Origin of the sequence: Streptomyces sp. NPDC101490, assembly GCF_044767145.1 — a bacterium.
Taxonomy (GTDB): domain Bacteria; phylum Actinomycetota; class Actinomycetes; order Streptomycetales; family Streptomycetaceae; genus Streptomyces.
Window position 1 is genome coordinate 581,173 of the sequence record NZ_JBIWNI010000002.1, and the last position, 21,976, is coordinate 603,148.

Genomic DNA, 21,976 nt, shown 5'->3' on the forward strand with positions numbered 1-21,976 from the left:
CTTTTCCTGGCGCGTGGGAGGGGTGCCTCCGTACTCTGGTCACATGACCGAACGCAAACCGCCCGGTGTCAGCTTCGAGTCGTTCGTGGACAAGCAGATCCGCGAGGCCTCGGAGCGCGGTGAGTTCCGGGCCCTGCCCGGTTTCGGGAAGCCCCTTCCCGACGACTCGGCGCCGTACGACGCACTGTGGTGGATCAAGGGCAAGATGCACCGGGAGGGCGCGTCCGTGCTGCCGCCCGCGCTGGCCCTGCGCAAGGCCGCCGAGGACGCGCGGGAGGAGGTGGCCTCGGCCGTCTCGGAGAGCCAGGTGCGCCGCATCCTCGGGGAGATCAACACCCGGATCGCGGAGGCCCTGCTGCGGCCTCCGGCCGGTCCTCCGCTGAACCTGAAGCCGTTCGACGTCGAGGCGGAGATCCAGCGGTGGCGGGCGGGGCGGTCCTGAGCCCAGCGGCGCGCCGCCGCCCGTCCCCGTACGCGCCCCGCCGGGCCGCCGGGCGTTCCCTCCGACCCCAGGGAGTCCCCATGAACAGCGCCGGTCTGCTGGTCGATGCGTTCGGCCGGGTGCGCGAGGCCGTCCACGAGGCCGTGGAGGGCCTCGGTGAGGACGTGCTCGCCGCGCGGGTCGATCCGGACGCCAACTCGATCGCCTGGCTCGTCTGGCACCTCACCCGGGTGCAGGACGATCATCTGGCGGGGGCGTTCGGTACGGAGCAGCTGTGGGGCGCGGACGGCTGGCGGGAGCGGTTCGGGCTGCCGTTCCCCGTGGGAGCGACCGGTTACGGGCAGACGAGCGCCCAGGCGGGGTCGGTGCGGGTGCCGGGAGAGCTGCTGCTCGGCTACCAGGACGCGGTGCACGCGCGGACGGCGGAGCTGGTGGGCACGGTGACGAACGCGGATCTGGAACGGGTCGTGGACACGGCCTGGGATCCGCCGGTGACCCTCGGGGTGCGGCTGGTGTCGGTGATCGCGGACACCCTCCAGCACGCGGGCCAGGCGGGGTACGTCCGGGGCGTCCTTGCACGCCGGGGCGACGCCTGACCCCGTCCGGGGAGGCGCTTGCCCCTGTCCGGGGGCGCTTGACCACGTTCGGGGTCGCCTGACCCCGTCCGGGGAGGCGCTCGCCCCGTCCGGTGGGGCGCCTGAACCTGCCCGGGGGCCTGCTCCTGCCCGGGGAGGCGCTTGACCACGTCCGGGGGCCGCCCATGCCCGGGGGCGCCCGACCCGCCCTGAGGCGCGTCAACTTCCTTTGCCCATGAGGCTCGTGGGGCGATTCAGGTGATCTTTTCGGCCATCGGCCTACAACCACCCGACCGGCCCGAAGGTCTCACCGAGTGGCGCACACATGTGCGACGCCGTTCGGATTCTCATGGGGGAAGACCTTGTCCACAGCACGCACCACCCGACGCCTTCTCGGCGCCTCCGTCACCACCGTCCTCGCCGTCACCCTCGGCGCGGGCCTCCTGGTCGCGCCCGCCGGTGCGGCGCCGGTCGACGCCCCCCTCGGCGCGGCGCAGTCCCCCGCCGCCGCCATCACCGTCCCGAACGACATCCATCTCGTCAGCGCGGGCACGACGGGCTTCCTGAGCTACCGGACCGTCGGTGACGCGCCGGAGTACCGGTGGACGAGCTACCTGGACGGGACCTCCCGGGTCCTGGGGCCCCGGGCCGCGTACTTCGGCGGGCGCTCCGACGTCGTAGTCGAGCGCAAGGAGACCCAGAGCCGCTACGCCCTCCACGACATGTCCGTCCCGGGTTCCGCCCCGGTGACCCTGACCTACGGCGACAGCCGGTACGGCCTCGCGGGGGTGGCCGGGAAGACGCTGGTCATGTCGTACCGCGACCACAACGACGTCCTGGACGTGCTCCTGATGAGCGCTCCTTCCGGCGGGTCCACCTCGCCCACCACCCGTGACGTGGCCCTGCCCGCCGACGCGCGGCTCCAGCGGGTCGCGGCGACCACCACGGACGCCGCGCTCCTCCAGTACGCGCGGGGCACCGGCTCGGAGACCGCGTACTTCCTCGCGGTCGTGGACCTGGCCACGGGCGCGGTCGCCGAGACGGTGTCCACCGGCACCACCCAGCCCAGGAACGGGGTGTTCCTCTCGGCCACCGAGATCTCCTGGATCGCCAATCCGACCGGGACCGAGCCCCAGGTCGTCACGGTCCCGCGCGGCGGCGGCGGGTCGCCGTCCTCGGTGTCGCTCGGGACCTCCCCCGCGGGCACCCAGCTCGAACTGGCGCTGCTGGGCGGCTGGGCGGCGTTCACGCAGAAGGGCGGTGGCACCTCCGACCGTTCGTCGGTGTTCCACCCGCTGTCCTTCCGCTCGCTCGGTGACCCCCGGATGAGGTCGCTCCTCGACCACGTCGACTCGACCGCCCCGGCTCCCGACGGTTCGCTCCTCGTGCGCGGCGGCTCGGTGCGGGAGGGCGAGGGCGTCTACCGGATCGCCCTCGGCGCCGGCGGTCCGAGCGCCGAGCTCGTCGCCCGCACCGGCACGCCGACCCGGCTCGACCTGGTCTCCGCCGGGGTCCCGGCCGTGGCCGACCTCGACGCGAACGGCGGCCGGACCACCTTCACCTGGGACCTGACCCGGCCCAACGCCTCCGGCACGGTGACCCTGCGCCACACGGCGACCGGCCGGAAGGCGGTGCGGCCCTTCTCGTACCACCAGCTCGGCGCGGCGAGCAGGCTCACCTTCGACTGGGACGGTCTGGTCAGCGCGAACACCGGTGACGTGGGCGGCTTCGCGCCCGCCGGTGACTACACCTGGGAGCTGAAGGCCGCACCGCTCAACGGCATCGGGCCGGACCTCACGCGCACCGGGACCTTCAAGGTCGCGCGGAAGACCGGCGCGCACGACTACACCGGCAACGGCAGCCCGGACCTGCTGGCGCGCGACTCCTCGGGGCGGCTCTTCCGCGACGACACGGTGAAGGCGGCCAGTTCGTCCGAGGTGTACTCCGCCGGACGGGTCCAGGTCGGCACCGGGTGGGGGATCTACGACCGGCTGGAGGCCGTCGGGGACCTCGCGGGCGGTACGGCGGCGGACCTGGTCGCCCGGGACTCCGCCGGTGTGCTCTGGAGCTTCCTCGGCAAGGGCGACGGCACCTTCGCGGCCCGGACGAGGATCGGGGCGGGCTGGAAGGCGTACGACAAGATCACCGGCGGCAGCGACCTCAACGGGGACGGCCGGTCCGACGTCCTCGCCACCGACACCTCCGGTGTCCTCTGGTACTACCGCGCCACCGGCGACTGGCGGGCCCCGCTCGCGGGCCGCGTCCGGGTCGGCGCCGGGTGGGGCGGGTACAACCAGATCACCGCGCTCGGTGACGTCGCCGGTACGCCCCGGGGCGATCTGGTGGCCCGGGACACCGCCGGTGTGCTCTGGCTGTTCCAGGGTTCCGGCACCGGCCAGTTCGCCGCCCGGGTGCGGATCGGCGCCGGCTGGGGGGCCTTCACCCACCTCGTGGGGGTCGGTGACGCCGACCGGGACGGGCGCAACGACCTGTACGCCGTCGGCCCCTCCGGCTCGCGCCTCTACGCGGGCACCGGCAACGCCGCCGCCCCGTTCCAGCCGCCCGCCTACTCCTCGGTGAACTCGGACGCGGCCCGGTTCGACACCGTCTTCTGACGGACGGGCCCGCGGGCCCGCAGGTCACGCGGCTGCCCCTTCCCGTCCCGGGGACGACCCCGCAGGACGGGAAGGACGACCCCGCAGCACGGGAAGGGAGCGTTCCCGGCCAGTAACTTCCGGCCAGTTTCGTACAACCTTTCGGGTGGCTGGTGGGTCAGTGAGGGGCATGGCGGTCGTCCGCCGTGCCCGTGCCTCCGGAAGGACCCGCTGTGAACCACCCGCACCTCCCCGGGCGGCGTCTCGTCGCCGCCGTCGCCGCTGTCGCCGCCGTCACCTCCGGTGTCCTGGCGGCCCCGGCGGCGGCGGCCCCGGCGGCGCCCCCGGCCGCTCCTCCGGTCGCCGGGCAGCAGCGGAACGCCGTTGCGCTGCCCTCGGGTGCCCGGCTCTGGGGCAACGGCCCGTCGGGGTTCCTGACCCGGACGGTGTCGGACGGGGTGTTCCGCTGGACGCGGCACGCGGACGGCGTCACGACCGTGCTGCCCGCCGGGGAGTACCGGGGTGCCGAGGGCGGTGACGTCGTCGTGCGGATCGCGGGGAGCGTCCACACGCTGTACGACATGGCCTCCGGCGGCGACCCGGTGGTGATCGACACGGCGTTCCTGGGCGCGTCCGCCCGGTTCGCGGGGCTGACGGGCTCGACCCTCGTGATGGAGGTGCCCGGGCCCGGGGGCGGCACCGGGCTGCACCTGGTCGGGAAGCCCTCGGGCACGGTCGTGGACCGCGTGGTGACCGGACTGCCCGGGGACGCGGTGATCCACCGGAACGGCCAGGAGCGCGCCGGGACGGTGACCCTGCTCGTCACCGGGACGGTGGACGGCGTGAAGGCGAAGCGGGTGACGCTCGTGGACGTGGCGTCCGCGGCGGTCGTCCGGCACAAGCGCGTCGACCGGGCGCTCGACGACGAGATGTCCGAGGGCGGGATGAAGTGGCGGGCCCTGTCGGACATCAGTGCGTCCGCCACCCGGGTGGTGTGGTCGGAGCGGTCGGCGTCCGGCGCCGTGGACCTGGTGGCGGGCCGCTGGGACGGCGACGGGACCGTGCGCGTGGCCCTCCCGCTGACGCGGGACTCGGTCTCCCTCGCCCTGCTGGACGACTGGGCGGTGTACGGTCGGTCCGGCGGGGCCACGGCGCTCCGCCCCGATCCGGCCTTCGCCCTGACCGCGCGCTCCCTGACGGGTGACGGGTCCGTCAGGCTGCTGGACCGGACGACGTCCGTGCGGGCCGAGGCGGACGGGACGCTGCTGGTCCAGGGCGGGACGGTCGACCGGGGCGAGGGCGTCTACCGGATCGCCCCCGGCCCGGACGGCACTCCGGCCGCGACGCTCGTCGCGCGCACCGGGGAGACCCTGGCGCTGGGGGCCGGCGGCCATCCGTCCTTCACCCCGCCGACGTCCGTGAACCTCGCGCGGGGCGAGGAGCCGGTGTTCGGCTGGACGGTGGACCGGGCCTCGGAGTCCCGTCTCGTCCTGACGCACACGGCGTCCGGGAAGCGCTGGACCTCCGGGCTCGGCCGGACGGACCGGGCGAACCGCTTCGCGATGGAGTGGACCGGCATGTTCGACGACCACTCGTCCGCCACGAACGGCGCCTACACCTGGACGGTGACCTCCCGTCCGCTGAACGGCATCGGGCCGGACGCGGTGCGGACCGGGACCTTCCGGGTGGCGAGCGGCAACGCCCCGCACGACTTCTCCGACAGCGGTGTGCCGGACCTGCTGGTCCGGGACGAGGCGGGTCGGCTGATCTCCTACGACGCCCGGCAGACCCTGTACGAGGCGCGGTTCGGGCACGCCCGCAAGGCATCGGTCATCGGCACCGGCTGGACCGTCTACGACCGGTTCGCGGCCCCCGGCGACCTGGGCGGTTCGCCGCACGCGGACGTGGTCGCCCGGGACCGGAGCGGTGTCCTGTGGCTGCACCCGGGGAAGGGCCAGGGCCTCGGCACCCGGACGAAGGTCGGCGGCGGCTGGCAGGTGTACGACGAACTGGTCGGCGGCAGCGGCGATGTGAACGGCGACGGCCGGGCGGACCTCCTCGCCGCCGACCGCGCGGGCGTGCTGTGGCTGTACCCGGGCACCGGCAAGGGCTCGGCGCCCTTCGGGGCCCGGAAGAAGGTCGGCGGCGGCTGGGGCGCGTACAACGAGATCTCCGCCGTGGGCGACCTCGCCGGGGGGCGTGCCGGGGACCTCGTCGCCCGGGACCGCGCCGGGGTGCTCTGGCTGTACCTCGGGAAGGGGAACGGCACGTTCGCCGCGCGCACCCGGATCGGTTCGGGCTGGGACCGCCACTCGGACCTGGTGGGCGTCGGCGACGTGAACCGGGACGGGCGTCCGGACCTGGTCGCCCAGGGGCAGGCGGGCGGCGCCTTCGAGACCCTCTCGTACTACGTGGGCACCGGGAACTGGCGGGCGCCGTTCAGCTCCCGGCGCGAGGTCTACAGCCCCGAGCAGCTCGGAACCGGTCGGACGATCCTGTTCTGACCGGGCGGCGGTCCGTCACGGCCGGACGATCCGTTCCGGCCCGGCAATCCCGCTTCCGGCCCGGGCTCCGCCCGGCCCTCCCCGGGCCGTTTCGCGTCCGTCGGCCGGTTGGTCGCGCCTGCCCCGAGGTAAGCCGATTTGTCGTACAACCTTTCGGCCCGCTCGTGAGTCAGTGCGGGCAGGGCGCCGCACGCCCTGCCCGCACTCTGGGGAGGAACACCTCTTGACCCGCACCACCCGCACCACCCGTACCGCCGGAACCCGGCTGGGCGCGGCCGTGACCGCCGTCCTGGCCGTCACCGCCGTCACCGCCGTCTCCGTGGGCACCGCCGCCCCGTCCTTCGCCGCCGTCCCCACGGCCGCGGCGACCGCGTCGGCCGCACCGGCCGCACCGGCCGCGTCCGAGCGGATTCCGCTGACGCTCCCGCCCCACACCTACTTCGCGGGCGCGGGCCGTACGGGCGTGCTGAGCTACACCTCCACCAGCCGGCCCGTCTACCGCTGGACCCGCTTCTCGGACGGCGTCACCACCGCGCTGCCCGAGGGCAAGCGCTGGGCCGACCAGGGCACCGACACGGTGGCCTCGCAGGAAGGGGCCGTGGTCACGCTCACCGACATGAGCGGCGCCAAGGACCCCGTGGTGATCGACACCTCGGCCGTCAACACGGCCGAGCGGCCCCTCACCCTGACCCGGGTGATCGGCGGCCGGCTCCTCATGTCGGAGACGCTGCCCGGCGGCAGGCAGTACCACCTGATCTCCCTGGAGCAGGGCAAGGTCGTCGACCGTCCGGTCCCCCTCCAGCTGGGCGCGCCGCACACGCTCAACTTCAGCAGTGGCCCCGACGACCTCACGGTCCACTACAGCACCACCGTGGACGATGTGGTCACCCGGTGGATCGGCGAGGTGGACCTGGCGTCCGGCGAGATCACCCGGTCGTACCCCGTCTCGGCGGGCTCGCACGCCACCTACACGGCGCTGTCCCGGACCCATGTGGCGTGGATCGAGAGCACCGAGGGCCAGCCCCTCACGCTGGCCTTCGGCGCGCGCGGCGGCAGTGGCACGGACAGCCGGACGGCGCTGGAGGGCAGGCACAACGCGACCAACACCTTCGTCAGGCTGCTCGGGGACTGGGTGGCGTACGGCCGGACCGGCGGCGGATTCGCCCTGTCGCCGGACGCCCTCTACCCGCTGGCGGTCCGCTCGGTGCACGGCGGCCCGTCGTTCAAGGTCCTGGACCACGTGGTGTCGCACACCGTCGAGCCGGACGGCAGCCTCCTGGTCCTCGGCGGTTCCCTGGAGCACGGCGAGGGTCTGTACCGGGTCGCGCCCGGCGCCGACGGCCGCCCGGTCGCCACGCTCCTGACGACCCCCGCCCGGCCCACCGTCCTCACCGTGGAGGAGGAGAACCTGCCGCCCTCGGGAGTGGTCGACCTCGACAGCACGGGCGGCCGTCTGAGCGCGGACCTGACGCTCAGCCGGGACCGGGTGACGGGCACCATGACGGTGACCCACCTCGCGTCCGGGACCGGGGGAGCGTTCACCTTCGACCGGACCCAGAAGCCGCGCCAGATCTCGTTCACCTGGAACGGGATGCTCTCGAACGGGATCCCGGCGTACAACGGCGCCTACTCCTGGGCCATGACGGTCAAGCCCATCAACGGCATCGGCCCCGACGTCACCCGGACCGGCACCTTCACCCTGGCCCGTACGGCGAAGCCGCGCGACTTCAACGACAACGGCGTCCCGGACCTGCTCTCCCTCGGCCGGAACGGCAAGCTCGGCTCGTACGACCTCTACCGGGCGGGCGCCGACCGGGGGAACCTCCTCGGCAACAGGTCCGCCGTGGAAGGCGACTGGAGCTCCTACGACCGGGTCGCCGTCACCGGTGACCTCGGCGGTACGGCCGCGGGGGACGTCGTGTCCCGGGACAAGGCGGGCGTCCTCTGGCTGCACCAGGGCAACGGGGCCGGGTTCGCCTCCCGGACGCGGATCGGCGGCGGCTGGCAGATCTACGACAAGCTGACGGCGGGCAGCGACCTGACCGGTGACGGACGCCCGGACCTCGTCGCCACCGACACGACGGGCAAGCTGTGGCTCTACCCCGCCACCGGCAACACCGCCGCCCCCTTCGCCACCCGCAAGCTCGTCGGAGGCGGCTGGGGCATCTTCAACCAGATCACCGCCACCGGCGACCTCGGCGGGGCCGCCCACGGCGACCTCGTCGCCCGGGACACCGCCGGTGTGCTCTGGCTGTACCTCGGCAAGGGTGACGGCACCTTCGCCCCCCGCAGCCGGATCGGCGGCGGCTGGGAGCGGTTCACGGGCCTCCTCTCCCCCGGTGACGTGAACGGCGACGGCCGCAACGACCTGGTGGCCCACACCAGCTCGCTCTGGGAACCGGCCACCCACGACGTGTACGTGTACCCGGGCACGGGCGCTTGGAAGACGCCGTTCGGCTCCCGCACCGGGCGCGTCGAAGGCCCGCACCCGGACGGCGCGCTCTCCTGACCCGCTGACCGGCCGGTCCACGGACCGGTCCCGCTCCACCGAGGCCCCCACGGCCGGGTCCGCCCGACCGTGGGGGCCCGCCCGTCCTCCGGCCTCACAGCGGGACGACCGCCCACACGGTCTTGCCGACCGCCCGGTCCCTGGTGCCCCACGCGGTGCTCAGGGCGCCGACGAGCAGCAGCCCGTAACCGCCCTCGCCCTGCTCCGTCGACGGGAGGGGGCGGCGCTCGCCCCGCGCGTCGGACACCTCCACGCGTACGTGGTCCCCGTGGTGCCACATCCGCACCTCGAAGTCCCGGCCCGCGACCTTGCCGTGCCGGGCCGCGTTGCTCGCCAGCTCCGCGACGACGAGCGCGACGGCCTCGGCGGCCTGCCCCCGCACGCCCCAGTCGTCCAGCTGGTGCACCGCGAACAAGCGCGCCAGGCGCGCGCCCCGGCGTGTTCCGGAGAGCCGTAGCGTGAACTCACCGATTGGGGTGGATGTTTCGGAATTCATGCCCCTGAGACTGGAGCTCCCGCCCTACTCTGACCAGCAACAACGCGACGACGTTGGCTAACTGTACGAGTGCGCCAAAAGGGCGGTACGGATGTCGGGGAACTCAGCGGAGGGGCTGGAACGGCCCTCTCAAGTGGACGGTACGGCGCATCTCTTCTGTGCGCTCGGCAAGATCATCAAAGTGCTCCGCAAGAACGCGGGTCTAAGCCAGGCCGAACTGGCCTCAATCACTCATTGCAGTGAGGACCTGATCTCCGCGATCGAGCGGGGTGTACGGATTCCCCAGCCAGACTTCCTCATCCTGGCCGACCCGCTCCTCGGAGCAGGCGGCATCCTCGTAGCCGCCGTCGACGACCTGCGAGGCGCGCTCGCTAGGGCACGGGTCCGACATCCCGACTGGTTCCGGGACTTCGCCAAGGCGGAGGCAGAGGCAGTGGCACTGCACTACTACGAGGTGCAAGCAGTGCCGGGCCTGCTGCAGACACCTCCGTACGCGGAAGCAGTCTTCCGCTACCGCCGCCCGCTCTACGACGAGGAGATGATCGGAAAGAGGTTGGCAGACCGACTCGCGCGCCAGACCATCTTCGAGAAGTGGCCCGCCCCAACAATGAGCTTCGTCGTCGAGGAGGCGGTGTTACGTCGCCCACTGGGCGGCTCCGCTACCTTCAAGGAGCAACTTCGCCGCATCGCCAAGGTGGCCGAACTGCGCACCGTGCACTTTCAGATCATGCCAGCCGATCGCGAGGAGCACCCTGGGCTGGAAGGCGCTTTTACTCTGCTCACGCCCAAAGGGCGGCGCGAAGTTGCGTACATCGAGAGCTATGGACACGCCAGGCTGATTACGGACCCAGAAGAGGTGCGGACGTATGGCGAGCGCTATGGGATCATCCGGGCACAGGCACTCACGCCCCGCGAGTCCCTGGAGTTCATCGAGAAGATGCTGGGAGAGCTATGAGCACCGCAGATCTGGCCTGGTTCAAGAGCAGCTATAGCGGCGGCGAGGGCGGGAACTGCATCGAGGTCGCCTACGACTGGCGCAAGTCCAGCTACAGCGGCCCCGAAGGCGGCGAGTGCGTCGAGGTCGCCGCGCACCCCACCACCATCCACGTCCGGGACTCCAAGAACCCCGAGGGTCCCCAGCTCGCCGTCTCGCCCGCGTCCTGGGCGACGTTTGTGGGCGTGGCCACGACGGTATGACCGGATCGGCGCCGCCCCGACGGGTGGCGCCGTACCGGACCGCACGCTCAGGTCGCGGACACTCCGAGACGCGGGGAGAGCCCATGAGCACCACGGAACTGTCCTGGTTCAAGAGCAGCTACAGCGGTGGCTCGGGCGGCGAATGCATCGAAGTCGCCTACGCATGGCGCAAGTCGAGCTACAGCAGCTCCGAAGGCGGGAACTGCGTAGAGGTCGCGTACGACTGGCAGAAGTCCAGTCACAGCGACTCCGAAGGCGGCGAATGCGTCGAGGTCGCCGCGCACCCCACCACCATCCACATCAGGGACTCCAAGAACCCCGAGGGGCCCCAGCTCGCCGTCTCGCCCACCACCTGGACCGCCTTCATCGGCGCGGCGACGGCCGTGTGACCGGACCGGCGCCGCCCCGGCATGCACCATCAGCTGACACGGCACGTCCACCCCTGGTGTCCGTTGAACCACCAAACCGTCCCCAAGCCAACGGCATTGTGTTCGACCTTTGGGAGGTCGTCGACGTCCTGCGCCCCCGTCCGCCGTTCCACCACCCCCTCCGGCCGGACCCGGCGCGCGGCTCGTGTGCCGGGTCCGGCCGTTTCACCGCGGGACTTCGGCGCAGGGGCGTGGGCCGAGAGCTCCGGTCCCGGCTGCACCGGGAGGCACCGGGGAGGGCAGCAGCCCTCCGGATGATGTGCTGTGGCTGCCGAACAGGCGGGCGTTGAGGTGCTCCAGGGCCAGCCGCACGGCCCCGAGGGAGACCGCCTCGGTGCCGAGTTCCGAGGCGACGACCTCGGGCGGATCGAGGCAGATCCGGTCGAGGTGGGTCCGGATCGGGCCGGTGACCGCCTCGCCCGCCCGGGACAGCCCTCCGCCGATGACGACGAGGTCGGGATTGACCGTGAGGATCATCGCGGCGAGGCCCTGGGCCACGACCCGGGCGTAGCGGTCGACGCGGCCCGCCGCCGCCTTGTCCCCCGTCCGTGCGTCGGCGAGGAGCGCCGCGGGATCGGGGGCGTTCCTGATGGCGTCGATCGCCTCGCTCTCCCAGCCCAGGACGTCGAGGGCGCCGATCTCACCCGCCGCGCCGCCACGTCCGCGGTGGAGTCGGCCGCCGAGCATCATGCCGGCGCCCGAGCGGCGCCCGGCGATGAGCTGGATGAAGTCGGTGGAGTCGCGGGCGGCTCCGCGCCAGTGCTCGGCGAGGGCGGCGAGGTTGGCGTCGTTCTCGACGTGGGCCGGGCAGTCGAACCAGGTGCTCGCCTCGGCGGCCAGGTCGAGGCCGTTCCATTCCGGGAGCGGGGTGGACAGCCGGATCAGTCCATGCGCGTCGACGATGGCGGGGACCCCGAGCGCGAGGCCGCCGAGCCGGACGTCGGGCCGGTCGGCCAGTAAGGAGGCGCCGCCGAGCCGTACGGCTTCGAGGCGGTCACCGGCCGTGCCGTCGGCCGGGGTCTCCACGCGCGAGGAGGCGAGGACGGTGCCGTCCAGGTCGGCCAGGGCGTAGGAGGCCCCGGTGACACCGATGTCGATGCCGAGGACGTGGCGCCCCTCGGCGCGGAAGCGGTAGCGGCGGGCGGGGCGTCCGACGGTCTTCTCGGGCGCTACCTCTTCGATCCAGCCGCCTTCGGCCAGTTCGTCGATCACGACGTCGACGGTCTGCCGTGAGAGTCCGGCCGCTTTGCCGATCTGGGTGAGGGTCATCGGATGCGGCGTCCGCAGCACGCGCAGGACAGCCTCCGTGTTGAGCCGGCGGAGCAGGGTCGGATCGCCGCCTGTGAGTGCGGTGCCGTTCACGGGACCTCTCTTCCGGTCGCCCGGCCGCCCCCTGCGGCCCGATGCGTGACCATCTTACGGCGAGCGGTTACGTAAAGGTATTCCATAACCCTTGACCACCCCGACGCGGCTCCCTACATTCAATTACGCAACATCTCGATGTAACTCGTTGCGTACGCTCGATGACGTGTGGGCCGAGTCTTGTGCCCCACCCTTTTGAGGAGCCCCCCGTGTCCGCAAGATCCCTTCGCCGTACCCGAACGACGGCCGCCTGCGCCCTGGCCGTCGCTGCCGCCACCGGCCTTACGGCTTGCTCCGGACTGACGCCCGGCGGACAGACGAAGGCAGCGTCCGACGTCCCGGTCTCCACGAAGATCCCCACGGACAAGGTCACCCTCACCGTCGTCAGCTCCGAGAACGCGGGGACGACCAAGGCCCTCGCCAAGGCGTTCGAAGCCGCCCATCCGCAGGTGAACATCGACTTCCAGTACACGGCCCCCGAGGACTACGACAAGAGCCTCAACCTCAAGCTGTCCTCCGACAGCGCCCCCGACCTTGCCCTGCTCAACAAGCTCGGCACGACAGTCAAGGCCGGACTCCTGCGGAACCTCGACCCCTACGTCGACGCGTACGACTGGAAGACCACCTACCCCTCTACCCAGCTCGACCAGTGGCGGGCCCGCGACAACGGCCAGGAGATCGGCGTCGGCCACCAGTGGGCCGCACCCGCCGGCTTCTCCGTCGTCGGCGTCTACTACGACAAGCCGCTCGCGGCGAAGCTCGGCATCAAGGCCCCCACCGACCGCTTGGAGTTCGAAGCCGCCCTAGCCAAGGCCAAGGCCGCCGGACAACTGCCCATACAACTCGGCAACCTCCAGGGGCACTCCTCCTTCATCGTCCAGTCGGTCATCGACTCCTCGGAGGGCGCCGGCTACACCAGCGCATGGGTCCACGGCAAGCCCGGCTCCTCCGTCCTGTCCCGCGGTGGCTGGGACGGCGCCCGCACCCTCGCCTCCTGGGCCAAGGCCGGATACCTACCCCCCGGCGCCAACGGCAACGACCTCCCCGCCTCCGTCGCCGAGTTCACCAAGGGCAAGGGCCTCTTCCTCTTCGACGGCAGCTGGGACGCCCAGGTCATCGAGAAGGCCATGCCGGGCAAGGCCGGTTTCTTCCCCTTCCCCGGCGTGGGCGGGAGGGCTACCGGCATCGGTACCTCCGTCGCGTACGCCATCCCGGCCAAGGCCGAGCACCCCGACGTCGCCGCCGCGTTCCTGGACTTCATGAACACCCCCGAGGCGGCGAAGATCCAGTTCGCCACCGGCTTCCTGCCGGTCGCTCACGCCGACAAGGTCAAGGCCCCGGCCGGCGATGTCATGAACGACGTCGCCAAGGGCTGGAAGGCCGTCAACGACGACAACGGCCTGGTGAACTTCTTCGCCAACAGCACCCCCACCATGAACGACACGCTCACCTCAACCAGCCAGCAGCTCATCGCGGGCAAGATCACCCCCGAGACGTATCTCAAAGCGCTCCAGGACGACTGGGCCAAGGGCCACAAGTGACCGGCACCGTCACCGCGCGCAGCAGGTCCCTCCGCGCCGCGCCCCGGCGGACGATCCCCGGCCGAAGCCTTCGCACCGGAGTGCGCCGGTCCCGGAACCGCAGAACCGCCTACCTCTACCTGGCTCCCGCGGTCACGCTCTACACCGCGTTCGTCGCCCTGCCCTGGCTGCACACGATGTGGCTGTCCTTCTTCACCTGGGACGGCGTCACCCCCGGCACCTGGGCGGGCCTGAGCAACTACGCCACGGTCCTCACCGACCCGGCCCTGCGCTCCTCCCTCCTCCACGCCTTCGGGTTCATCGGGTTCTACTCACTGCTCCCGATCATGATCGGTCTGCTCCTCGCCGCCGTCATCGGCGGCCGGGGCGGACGCCGCCACCCCATCAGCCGCACGATCCTCTTCCTCCCGCAGGTCGTTCCGCTCGTCGCGGTCGGCATCACCTGGAAGTGGATGTACGCCACGGACGGCATCGTCAACCAGACCCTGCGGCTCCTCGGGCTCGGCTCCGTGACCCGAGCCTGGCTCGGCGACTTCACCTGGTCCTACGTCGCCGTCGGGCTGGTCGGCACCTGGGTGATGCTCGGACTCTGCCTCATCGTGTTCCAGGCCGGCATCCAGAAGATCGACACCAGCCTCTACGAGGCCGCCCGCATCGACGGAGCCGGACCCGTACGTGAGTTCTTCGCCGTCACCCTGCCCGGCCTGCGGGCCGAGATCGGCGTCGCCCTCACCATCACCGTCATCGCCGCGCTCGCCAGCTTCGACGTCGTGTACGTGACGACCGCCGGAGGCCCCGGCGACAGCACCATGGTGCCCGGCGTCCTCATCTACCGGCTGGCCTTCACCAACGGCGAGGTCGGCGCCGCCTGCGCGCTCGCCGTCGTCCTCAGCGCCCTGATCGCCCTGGTCGTCCTCGGCATCAGCCGGATCACCCGGGAGAGGTCATGAGCGCCGCACGCCCCCGCTTCGAGGGACTGGCCGGGCGAGCCGTGATGGCCGTGTTCTGCGTGGCCGTCCTCGTCCCCTTCACCGGCATCGCCCTCGCCGCGCTGAACCCGCCCGGCACGATCGTCGCCGGACTCGGCTGGCCCGACCACCCCACGTTCCAGAGCTTCACCCGCGCGTGGTCCGACGCCGGATTCGGACAGCTGCTGCGCAACAGCGCCGTCATCGGACTCGGGGTCGTCCCGCTCGCCCTCCTCTGCGCCTCGCTCGCCGGCTACGCCTTCGCCACCATGGCCTTCCGGGGCCGCACCGTCCTCTTCGCCTTCCTCATGCTGGGCCTGGCCCTGCCGTACGAGGCGGCCGTCGTCCCCCTCTACTACGACCTGCGGGCCGTCGGCCTCACCGACACCCCGCTCGCGCTGATCCTGGCGCTGACCGGGCTGTTCATGCCCTTCGGGGCCTTCTGGATGCGCGAGCAGTTCCTCGCCCTCCCCAAGGAGATGACCGAGGCCGCCGCCGTCGACGGAGCGAACTCCTGGACCGTGCTGTGGCGCGTCCTCCTGCCCTGCTCACGGCCCGCCCTGATCACCCTCGGCCTGCTGTACTTCCTGTGGGCCTGGAACCAGTTCCTGCTGGCCCTGATCCTCATCCAGAACCCCGCGGGCCGCACCGCTCCCGCCGGACTCGGCTTCTTCGTCGGCGCCCACAACATCGACGTGCCGCTGCTCTCCGCGGCCACCCTGATCGTCATCGGCCCCGTCGTCGCCGTCTACCTCTTCTTCCAGCGGCACTTCATCTCCGGGATGCTCTCCGGCGCCGTCAAGGGCTGATCCGCCCCCGCGCGCCCCTCCACCCTCACCCACCTCCCCTTCTGGAGGACACACCGCCATGAGCCATGCCCTCACACAGCCCCGCCCCGGCACCAGGACGCCCGCCGCCGAACGGCCGCTGCGCCTGGTCGTCGTCGGCGCCGGAGGCCGCGGTGCCGCCTACGCCGCCTACGCCGCCGGGACCGGCCGAGCCGTCATCGTCGCCGTCGCCGAACCCGATCCCCGCCGAGCCGCCGAGGCCCGCGCCCTCCACCCCGGGGCCGCGTTCCACGACGACTGGACGGAACTGGTGGAGAACCCGCCCCGGGCGGACGCCGTGATCATCGCGACCCAGGACTCCGACCACGTCCAGCCCGCCGTCCGCTTCGCCGGCCTCGGTTACCACATCCTCCTGGAGAAGCCGATGGCGACCAGCGAGGAGGACACCCGCCGGATCACCGCCGCCGTGCGCCGCTCCGGGGTGATGCTCGCGGTCTGCCACGTCCTGCGTTACACCCCGTACACCACCGGTGTGAAGGAGATCGTCGACTCCGGCCGCCTCGGCGACATCGTCAGCGTCGAACACCTCGAACCCGTCGGCTGGTGGCACCAGGCCCACTCCTACGTACGGGGCAACTGGCGCCGCGAGGACCAGGCGAGCCCGATGCTGCTCGCCAAGTCCTCCCACGACCTCGACTGGATCTCGTACATCGTGGGCAAGCGGGTCGCCAAGGTCTCCTCCTTCGGCGGGCTCATGCACTTCAAGCCGGAGAACCGGCCCGCCACGGCCACCGAGAACTGCCTCGACTGCCCCGTCGAACAGAGCTGCCCCTACTCGGCGCAGCGCCTCTACCTCAGCTGCCTGGGCAACTCCGACCGGGAACGCTGGCCGCTCGGCGCCGTCACCGACGCCCGTACCCCCGAGGGAATCGAACAGGCCCTGCGCGAGGGACCCTACGGCCGGTGTGTGTACGCCTGCGACAACGACGTGGTCGATCACCAGGTGGTCGTCCTGGAGTACGAGGGCGGCGTCACCGCCTCGTTCACCATGACCGCCTTCACCCCCTTCACCCATCGCAAGACCCGTGTCTTCGGCACCCGCGGCTCTCTTGAGGGCGACGGCGTACGGGCCACCGTCACCGACTTCGTCACCGGCGAGGAGCGGACCCACGTCCTCGGCCTCGACGGCCCCGACGCGGGCAGCGGACACGGTGGCGGCGACGAACGCCTCGTCGACGCCTTCCTCGACGCCCTCGCCACGGGCGACGCCTCCCACATCCTGTCCGACCCCGCGACCAGCCTGGAGAGCCACCTCGTCGCCTGGGCCGCCGAGCGCTCGCGCCGCACCGGCACCGTCGAGAACCTCACCGGCTGACGCCCCCGATCCCCGGTTCCGGGCCGGACCCCCACGACCGCCCGGAACCGGCCGCCATGCACCATCCCCCCTCCAGAAACGGATCAGCCATGGCCCCCTTCCCGGGATCCTCCCCGGTCAGCCCTCCCGCCCGCCGCTGTCGGGCCCTCACCGCCTTCACCGCCGCCCTGGCGTCACTGGCGCTCTCGGCCACCGCCGCGCAGGCCGCCGACTTCCCCGCCAACCCGACGACGAAGAGCGGCTACACCCTGGACTTCCAGGAGGAGTTCAGCGGCACCACCCTCAGCACCGGCAAGTGGCTGCCGTCCTATCTGCCGCACTGGACCTCCACCCCCGACAACGCCAAGGCCCGGTACACCGTCTCCGGCGGCGTCCTGACCGAGCGTCTCGACAAGGACACCCCCGCCTGGAACGCCAAGTACGACGGCACGGTGAAGATCTCCAGCATCCAGTCGTACGAGAAGGACTGGTGGCACCGCTTCAACGGCTCGATGCCCAACGACCACCACGAGCCCGACTTCAACGGCTACTCCACCAAGTACGGCTACTTCGAGACCCGCGCCAAGCTGTCCGACGTCGGCGGCGGCGGCCACCAGGCACTCTGGCTCGTCGGCACCAACGGCACCGGCACCGGCGCCGCCCCCCAGTCGGAGATCGACTTCATCGAGACCTTCTTCGCCAAGCCCACCACCTGGCGGATCGCAGCCTACGGCTGGGGCGACCCCGACTTCCTCGGGAGCTGGACCCTCCACGAGGACCCCGTCCCCAGCGGCACCCCCACCACCGAGTACCACGTCTACGGCATGGACTGGACGCCGACCCAGCTCAACTTCTACTACGACAACCAGCTCTACAAGACCATCAACGACGCACCCAACACCGCCATGGGCATGATCCTCGGCATCTACACCGACGCGGGCTCCGGCACCCACAACGACACCTGGCCCAAGTCCTGGAACGTCGACTACATCCGTGTCTTCAAGAAGAACGGCGGATACCCGGCCGACCCCGGCGCCTACCAGCGGATCAAGAACCGCGCCAAGGGCCAGTACCTGCACATCGAGAACAAGACGGGCAACGTGCAGTACGGCGACACCGGCGCGAGCTGGTGGAGCGGCCAGTGGTCCCGCGAGACCACCAGCGACGGATACGTCCGCTACCGCAACCGCTGGACCGGCGAATTCATGTACGCCACCACCACCGACGGCACCGTCCACTACGGGGCGAAGCCTGAATCCGACACGGGCAGCCAGTGGACCGAGGAGACCACCGACTCGTACAGGCAGCTGAAGAACAGGTCGACCTCCACCTACGCGCACACGGAGAACGCCGGCGGAACCCTCCTCCACGGCGCGGCACCCAGCACCTCGTGGTCCAGCCAGTGGACCTTCGAGTCGGCCTCCTGACACCGGACCTGACGACGAACCGCCTCTGACAGGTGCGGGCCGCCCCTCCCCACGCGGCCCGCACCGCCGCTCCCCCTCCCCCAAGGAGCCCCGGTGAACCGGAGAACCGCCCTCCTCGCCCTGAGCACGGCCGCGCTGACGGCCGGCTGCACCGCCACGACGTCGACCACCACCGTCGTTCCGAAACCCACAGCCCCCGACCACGGCGGGCAGAGCCTGTGGCACGTCATCGACGACGACGGCCGCACTCTCGCCCGACTCCCGGACGACGACCCCCTCGTCACCCTCGTGCGCAAGACCGTCGCCCTGCACTCCGGCGTGGTCGACAACCGCGACGCGCGCGACATCGCCCGCAGCGTCACCGACGAACTCTCCTTCTACAACCCCGATTTCGCCATGTCGCTCCGCTCGGGCGACTACAGCGAGAAGCTCGTCGGGCTGTTCACGAGAAACCACCTGGCCACCCGTCAGACCAGCATCGCCTGGTACCGCTCGACGTTCCCCCGCGACAGGGCCACCGCGAAGGTCACCATGGAGTCGACGATCGAGTTCACCGCCGCCGACACCGCCTACCTCAACGCGAACGGCTTCGCCCTCCACACGCCCTACGCCCAGCGGCGCACCGTGAGTCTGGCGCGCACCGGTGGCCGGTGGCTCATCGTCGCGCTGGAGAAGGAGCCCCTCACCCGGCAGGCCAAGACGCTCCCGGGTCGGCCGTGACCGGCGGGCACGTCCTGGCGGTGGACGTGGGCGGCACCGACATCAAGGCGGCCCTGATCGGCCCGGACGACCTACCCGTGGCCACCCTCCTCCGCCCCACTCCCTCGGCGACCGGCCCGGACACCGCCCTGCGCGCCATCACCGGCACCGCACGCACACTGCTGGAGCAGGCGGAGAAGCAGAACATCGGAGTCGATTCCATGGGGGTCGTCCTCCCCGGGATCATCGACGACACCCGCGGGCAGGTCCTCTACAGCGCCCGACTCGCCCTTCGTGACGAACCGCTGGCGGCCCGGCTCGGCGACGCCCTGGAACTCCCGGTGGCGCTGGGGCACGACGTACGGGCCGCCGCCCTCGCCGAGGCCACCTTCGGTGCCGCCGACCGCCGCCACATGCTTTTCATGGCCGTCGGCACGGGAATCGCAGGAGCCTTCGTCACCGACGGCCACATTCTGCACAGCGATGGCTGGGCCGGAGAGATCGGACACATCACCATCGACCCGCGCGGGGCCGACTGCCCCTGCGGCAGCCGCGGCTGCCTCGAAACCATCGCCTCCGCCAGAGCGGTCGCGGAGGAGTTCACCCACCGCACCGGCATACCCGTGACCGGCGCCTCAGACGTCGCCGACCGGCTCCTGGAAGGGGATCCGAACGCCCGCGCGGTCTGGGACCGGGCCGTGGACGCCCTCGCCGAGGCGTCCGCCATCCTCATCACCGTCCTCGGCCCCGACACCGTGGTGGTCGGCGGCGGACTGGGTGACGCGGGCGAACTCCTGCTGACGCCCCTCCGGGACGCCCTCACCGACCGGCTGACATTTCACCGCCACCCCGCGGTCACCCAAGCCGCTCTCGGCTCCCGGGCAGGATGCATCGGCGCCGGTCTCCTCGCCCGCCGCGCCCAGTCACGCGCCTGAACCACCGCAGGGCTCACCCCCCCCCAGCCCCTCGGGCAAAGTGCCGCGCCCGCCCCGGTGGCGCTCGCCGACACCACAACCCTCCAGGCCGACATGAGCCCCGCCCCGACCCCGGACGCACGGCAGCCGCACCCTTGGCGGCGGACGTGAGGACCCTCTGGTCCTGCAGCCGGGAGAGGTACTCGCTCGTGATCGAGCGTGGGGCCATGCTCAGCCATTCGTGCGGCGAGGGCGGCGGTCGGCCTGAGAGTGCCGACGCGCGGAGCAGCGGTGAAGCGCAGCGGACCCCTTGATCCGGATCGGCTCTCCTTCTCCGCGCCCTACGGGCAGCGCGCCGGAGCGTCACGTCAACACCTCGTTCGGTGGCCTGATTTGCAGCCTTGCCCTGCGTGGTCGTGGCGTCGCATTCTGTGCGGGCGTGCCAGGCACCTGTGTGTGGGATGTCCTCGCGGGGGGAGTGTCCTGGTTCTGTCCAGCGGTCGCCTGCCGCGATTTCCCGGCCTGGAACGACGGCTCTCTCAGCGGCCCTTCACGGCCCTGCGGGAACCGGCCGGCCGATCGCCCCGCGCTCTCCCGCGCCGGGCCCGTTGGAAGAGGAACCCTCCGTATGCGTCTGCCCACCCCATCCGCCGCGCCCCGAAACCCGCTGGCCCGCCGACTCCTCGCGATCGCCGGTTCCTGCGGTCTGGCGGTGGGCTCGCTCGCCGCGATGACCCCGGCAGCGCACGCGGCTCCCGCCGCGTCCGCACCTCGGATCGCGGCCGAGGCGCCGCTCGCGTACGTCACGAACTACAGCGACGACACGGTCTCCGTGATCGACACCGCCACCCGGGCCGTCCTCTCCACGTTCCCGGTCGGCGACGGCCCCAAGGGCGTGGCCGCCACCCCGGACGGAGCTCGCCTCTACGTGAGCAACGGGAACGCCGACACCGTATCGGTCGTCGACGCCTCCACGCGCACGGTCACCACCACCATCCCGGTCGGGGGCAGTGTCAACGGCATCGCCGTCTCGCCCCACCAGGCCCGCGCCTACGTCGTCGGCAGCGCCGCCAGCCAGCTGACGGTGATCGACACCACGACGAACACCGTGACCGCGACCATCCCCGTCGGCAGCGCCCCGCAGGACGTCGCCGTCTCCCCGGACGGCAGCCGGGCCTACGTCACCAACTACAACGCCCGCTCGGTATCGGTGATCGACACCGCCACGAACACCGTCTCCGCCACCATCAACGTGACCGGATTCCCCCAGGGCGTCGCCTTCACCCCCGACGGCAGCCGCGCCTACGTCACCCGCCCCCGCGCCAACTCCGTCGCGGTGATCAACACGGCCACCAACACCGTGTCCGCGTCCGTTCCGCTCAGCGACCGCCCGTACGGCGTCGTCGCCTCCCCGGACGGCAGCCGCGTCTACGTGGCCCGGAGCTGGGGCGCCACCGTCGCCACGATCGACACCGCCACGAACACCGTGAGCGCGAACACCGCCTCCGGCGACACGCCCACCGAGGTGGCCGTGACCCCGGACGGCGGGCAGGTCTACGCCACCAACGGCAACTCGGCCACCGTCTCCGTGATCGACACCGGCACCAGCACCACCAGCGCGGTCCCCGTCGGCACGACACCGGCCGACGTCGTCATCGCCGAACGGCCCATCGCCGACCTCGGCGTGGAACTCACCGCCACCCCCCGCCCCGGCCTGCTCAACGGCCGCGTCGACTACACGGTCACCCTGACCAACCACGGCCCCCGCACCCTCGCCTCCGCCACGGTCACCGTGAACCTGCCGACCGCCACCGGCTCCACCAGCCCCGACTGCACCCTCGGCACCGGCACCGCCACCTGCACCACCACCGGCCTCGCCCCCGGCGCCAGCACCACCCGGCACATCACCGTGCCCGTCGCCGTCCTCAGCCTCGGCACCCCCTACACGGTGACCGCGACCCGCACCACCAGCACCCCCACCGACCCCAACCCCGCCAACGACACCGCCACCCGCACCTGCACCGCCGTCACCAGCCTCATCATCAACTGCGACTGACACCCGGGCCGTAGGCGAACCGCCCCGCCCGCACCTCCCTGGTCAGCCACCCGAGGCGGACCGCTGCCGGACTCCAGCCCGCTGGAACCCGGCAGCGGCCCCCGCTGTCTCCTCCGTCCCGG

At 71.9% G+C, this 21,976-nt stretch carries 18 protein-coding genes; 16 read left to right on the forward strand and 2 right to left on the reverse strand.

What is annotated here, in order from left to right; translation table 11 throughout:
* The first annotated feature begins 43 nt into the window (after positions 1–43).
* The 5 genes from ACIRQY_RS06490 (at position 44) to ACIRQY_RS06510 (ending at position 8,624) form a co-directional block, all read left to right on the forward strand.
* Positions 44–442, forward strand: coding sequence for a DUF1992 domain-containing protein (locus ACIRQY_RS06490; RefSeq protein WP_403922664.1), 399 nt, complete (start codon positions 44–46; stop codon positions 440–442).
* Positions 443–522: 80 nt separating this feature from the next.
* The gene (locus ACIRQY_RS06495) at positions 523–1,038 is read left to right on the forward strand and encodes a DUF664 domain-containing protein (protein ID WP_403922665.1); all 516 of its coding nucleotides are present in this window, start codon (positions 523–525) and stop codon (positions 1,036–1,038) included.
* 341 nt (positions 1,039–1,379) lie between these two features.
* Complete coding sequence (locus ACIRQY_RS06500) at positions 1,380–3,632, forward strand: FG-GAP repeat domain-containing protein (RefSeq protein WP_403922666.1); 2,253 nt, start codon at positions 1,380–1,382, stop codon at positions 3,630–3,632.
* A 212-nt stretch (positions 3,633–3,844) separates the two neighbouring features.
* A complete protein-coding gene (locus ACIRQY_RS06505) occupies positions 3,845–6,115 on the forward strand; it encodes an FG-GAP repeat domain-containing protein (RefSeq protein WP_403922667.1) in 2,271 nt (756 codons plus the stop codon).
* Positions 6,116–6,338: 223 nt separating this feature from the next.
* Positions 6,339–8,624, forward strand: coding sequence for an FG-GAP-like repeat-containing protein (locus ACIRQY_RS06510; RefSeq protein ID WP_403922668.1), 2,286 nt, complete (start codon positions 6,339–6,341; stop codon positions 8,622–8,624).
* Positions 8,625–8,718: 94 nt separating this feature from the next.
* On the opposite strand, the gene ACIRQY_RS06515 is transcribed toward ACIRQY_RS06510, so the two are convergent.
* Complete coding sequence (locus ACIRQY_RS06515) at positions 8,719–9,120, reverse strand: ATP-binding protein (RefSeq protein WP_403922669.1); 402 nt, start codon at positions 9,118–9,120, stop codon at positions 8,719–8,721.
* 91 nt (positions 9,121–9,211) lie between these two features.
* Between ACIRQY_RS06515 and ACIRQY_RS06520 the strand changes: the two genes are divergently transcribed.
* The 3 genes from ACIRQY_RS06520 to ACIRQY_RS06530 all read left to right on the forward strand — a co-directional run bounded on the left by ACIRQY_RS06520 (position 9,212) and on the right by ACIRQY_RS06530 (position 10,706).
* Positions 9,212–10,075, forward strand: coding sequence for a helix-turn-helix domain-containing protein (locus ACIRQY_RS06520; protein ID WP_403922670.1), 864 nt, complete (start codon positions 9,212–9,214; stop codon positions 10,073–10,075).
* Positions 10,072–10,317 (forward strand): DUF397 domain-containing protein, encoded by a 246-nt coding sequence (locus ACIRQY_RS06525; protein ID WP_403922671.1) that lies wholly within the window; start codon positions 10,072–10,074, stop codon positions 10,315–10,317. The genes ACIRQY_RS06520 and ACIRQY_RS06525 overlap by 4 nt, the downstream gene beginning before the upstream one ends.
* 83 nt (positions 10,318–10,400) lie before the next feature.
* Positions 10,401–10,706, forward strand: a complete 306-nt coding sequence (locus tag ACIRQY_RS06530) for a DUF397 domain-containing protein (RefSeq protein WP_403922672.1) — start codon at positions 10,401–10,403, stop codon at positions 10,704–10,706.
* Positions 10,707–10,910: 204 nt separating this feature from the next.
* On the opposite strand, the gene ACIRQY_RS06535 is transcribed toward ACIRQY_RS06530, so the two are convergent.
* Positions 10,911–12,107, reverse strand: coding sequence for an ROK family protein (locus ACIRQY_RS06535; protein ID WP_403922673.1), 1,197 nt, complete (start codon positions 12,105–12,107; stop codon positions 10,911–10,913).
* A gap of 209 nt (positions 12,108–12,316) precedes the next feature.
* On the opposite strand from ACIRQY_RS06535, the gene ACIRQY_RS06540 reads away from it, so the two are divergent.
* From ACIRQY_RS06540 to ACIRQY_RS06575, 8 genes are all read left to right on the forward strand, one after another.
* Positions 12,317–13,648, forward strand: coding sequence for an ABC transporter substrate-binding protein (locus tag ACIRQY_RS06540; RefSeq protein ID WP_403922674.1), 1,332 nt, complete (start codon positions 12,317–12,319; stop codon positions 13,646–13,648).
* The gene (locus tag ACIRQY_RS06545; protein ID WP_403922675.1) at positions 13,645–14,598 is read left to right on the forward strand and encodes a carbohydrate ABC transporter permease; all 954 of its coding nucleotides are present in this window, start codon (positions 13,645–13,647) and stop codon (positions 14,596–14,598) included. Before ACIRQY_RS06540 ends, ACIRQY_RS06545 begins: the two co-directional genes overlap by 4 nt.
* Entirely contained in the window at positions 14,595–15,425 is an 831-nt protein-coding gene (locus tag ACIRQY_RS06550) for a carbohydrate ABC transporter permease (RefSeq protein ID WP_403922676.1), read from the forward strand. The genes ACIRQY_RS06545 and ACIRQY_RS06550 overlap by 4 nt, the downstream gene beginning before the upstream one ends.
* Before the next feature lie 58 nt (positions 15,426–15,483).
* Positions 15,484–16,779: a Gfo/Idh/MocA family protein gene (locus ACIRQY_RS06555; RefSeq protein WP_403922677.1), complete on the forward strand. Its 1,296-nt coding sequence runs from the start codon at positions 15,484–15,486 to the stop codon at positions 16,777–16,779.
* An 89-nt stretch (positions 16,780–16,868) separates the two neighbouring features.
* A complete protein-coding gene (locus tag ACIRQY_RS06560) occupies positions 16,869–18,185 on the forward strand; it encodes a family 16 glycosylhydrolase (protein ID WP_403922678.1) in 1,317 nt (438 codons plus the stop codon).
* Positions 18,186–18,278: 93 nt separating this feature from the next.
* On the forward strand, positions 18,279–18,905 hold the full coding sequence (locus ACIRQY_RS06565) for a hypothetical protein (protein WP_403922679.1): 627 nt from the start codon (positions 18,279–18,281) through the stop codon (positions 18,903–18,905).
* Positions 18,902–19,819, forward strand: coding sequence for an ROK family protein (locus ACIRQY_RS06570; RefSeq protein ID WP_403922680.1), 918 nt, complete (start codon positions 18,902–18,904; stop codon positions 19,817–19,819). Before ACIRQY_RS06565 ends, ACIRQY_RS06570 begins: the two co-directional genes overlap by 4 nt.
* Before the next feature lie 607 nt (positions 19,820–20,426).
* Entirely contained in the window at positions 20,427–21,854 is a 1,428-nt protein-coding gene (locus ACIRQY_RS06575; protein WP_403922681.1) for a cytochrome D1 domain-containing protein, read from the forward strand.
* Positions 21,855–21,976: the final 122 nt, after the last annotated feature.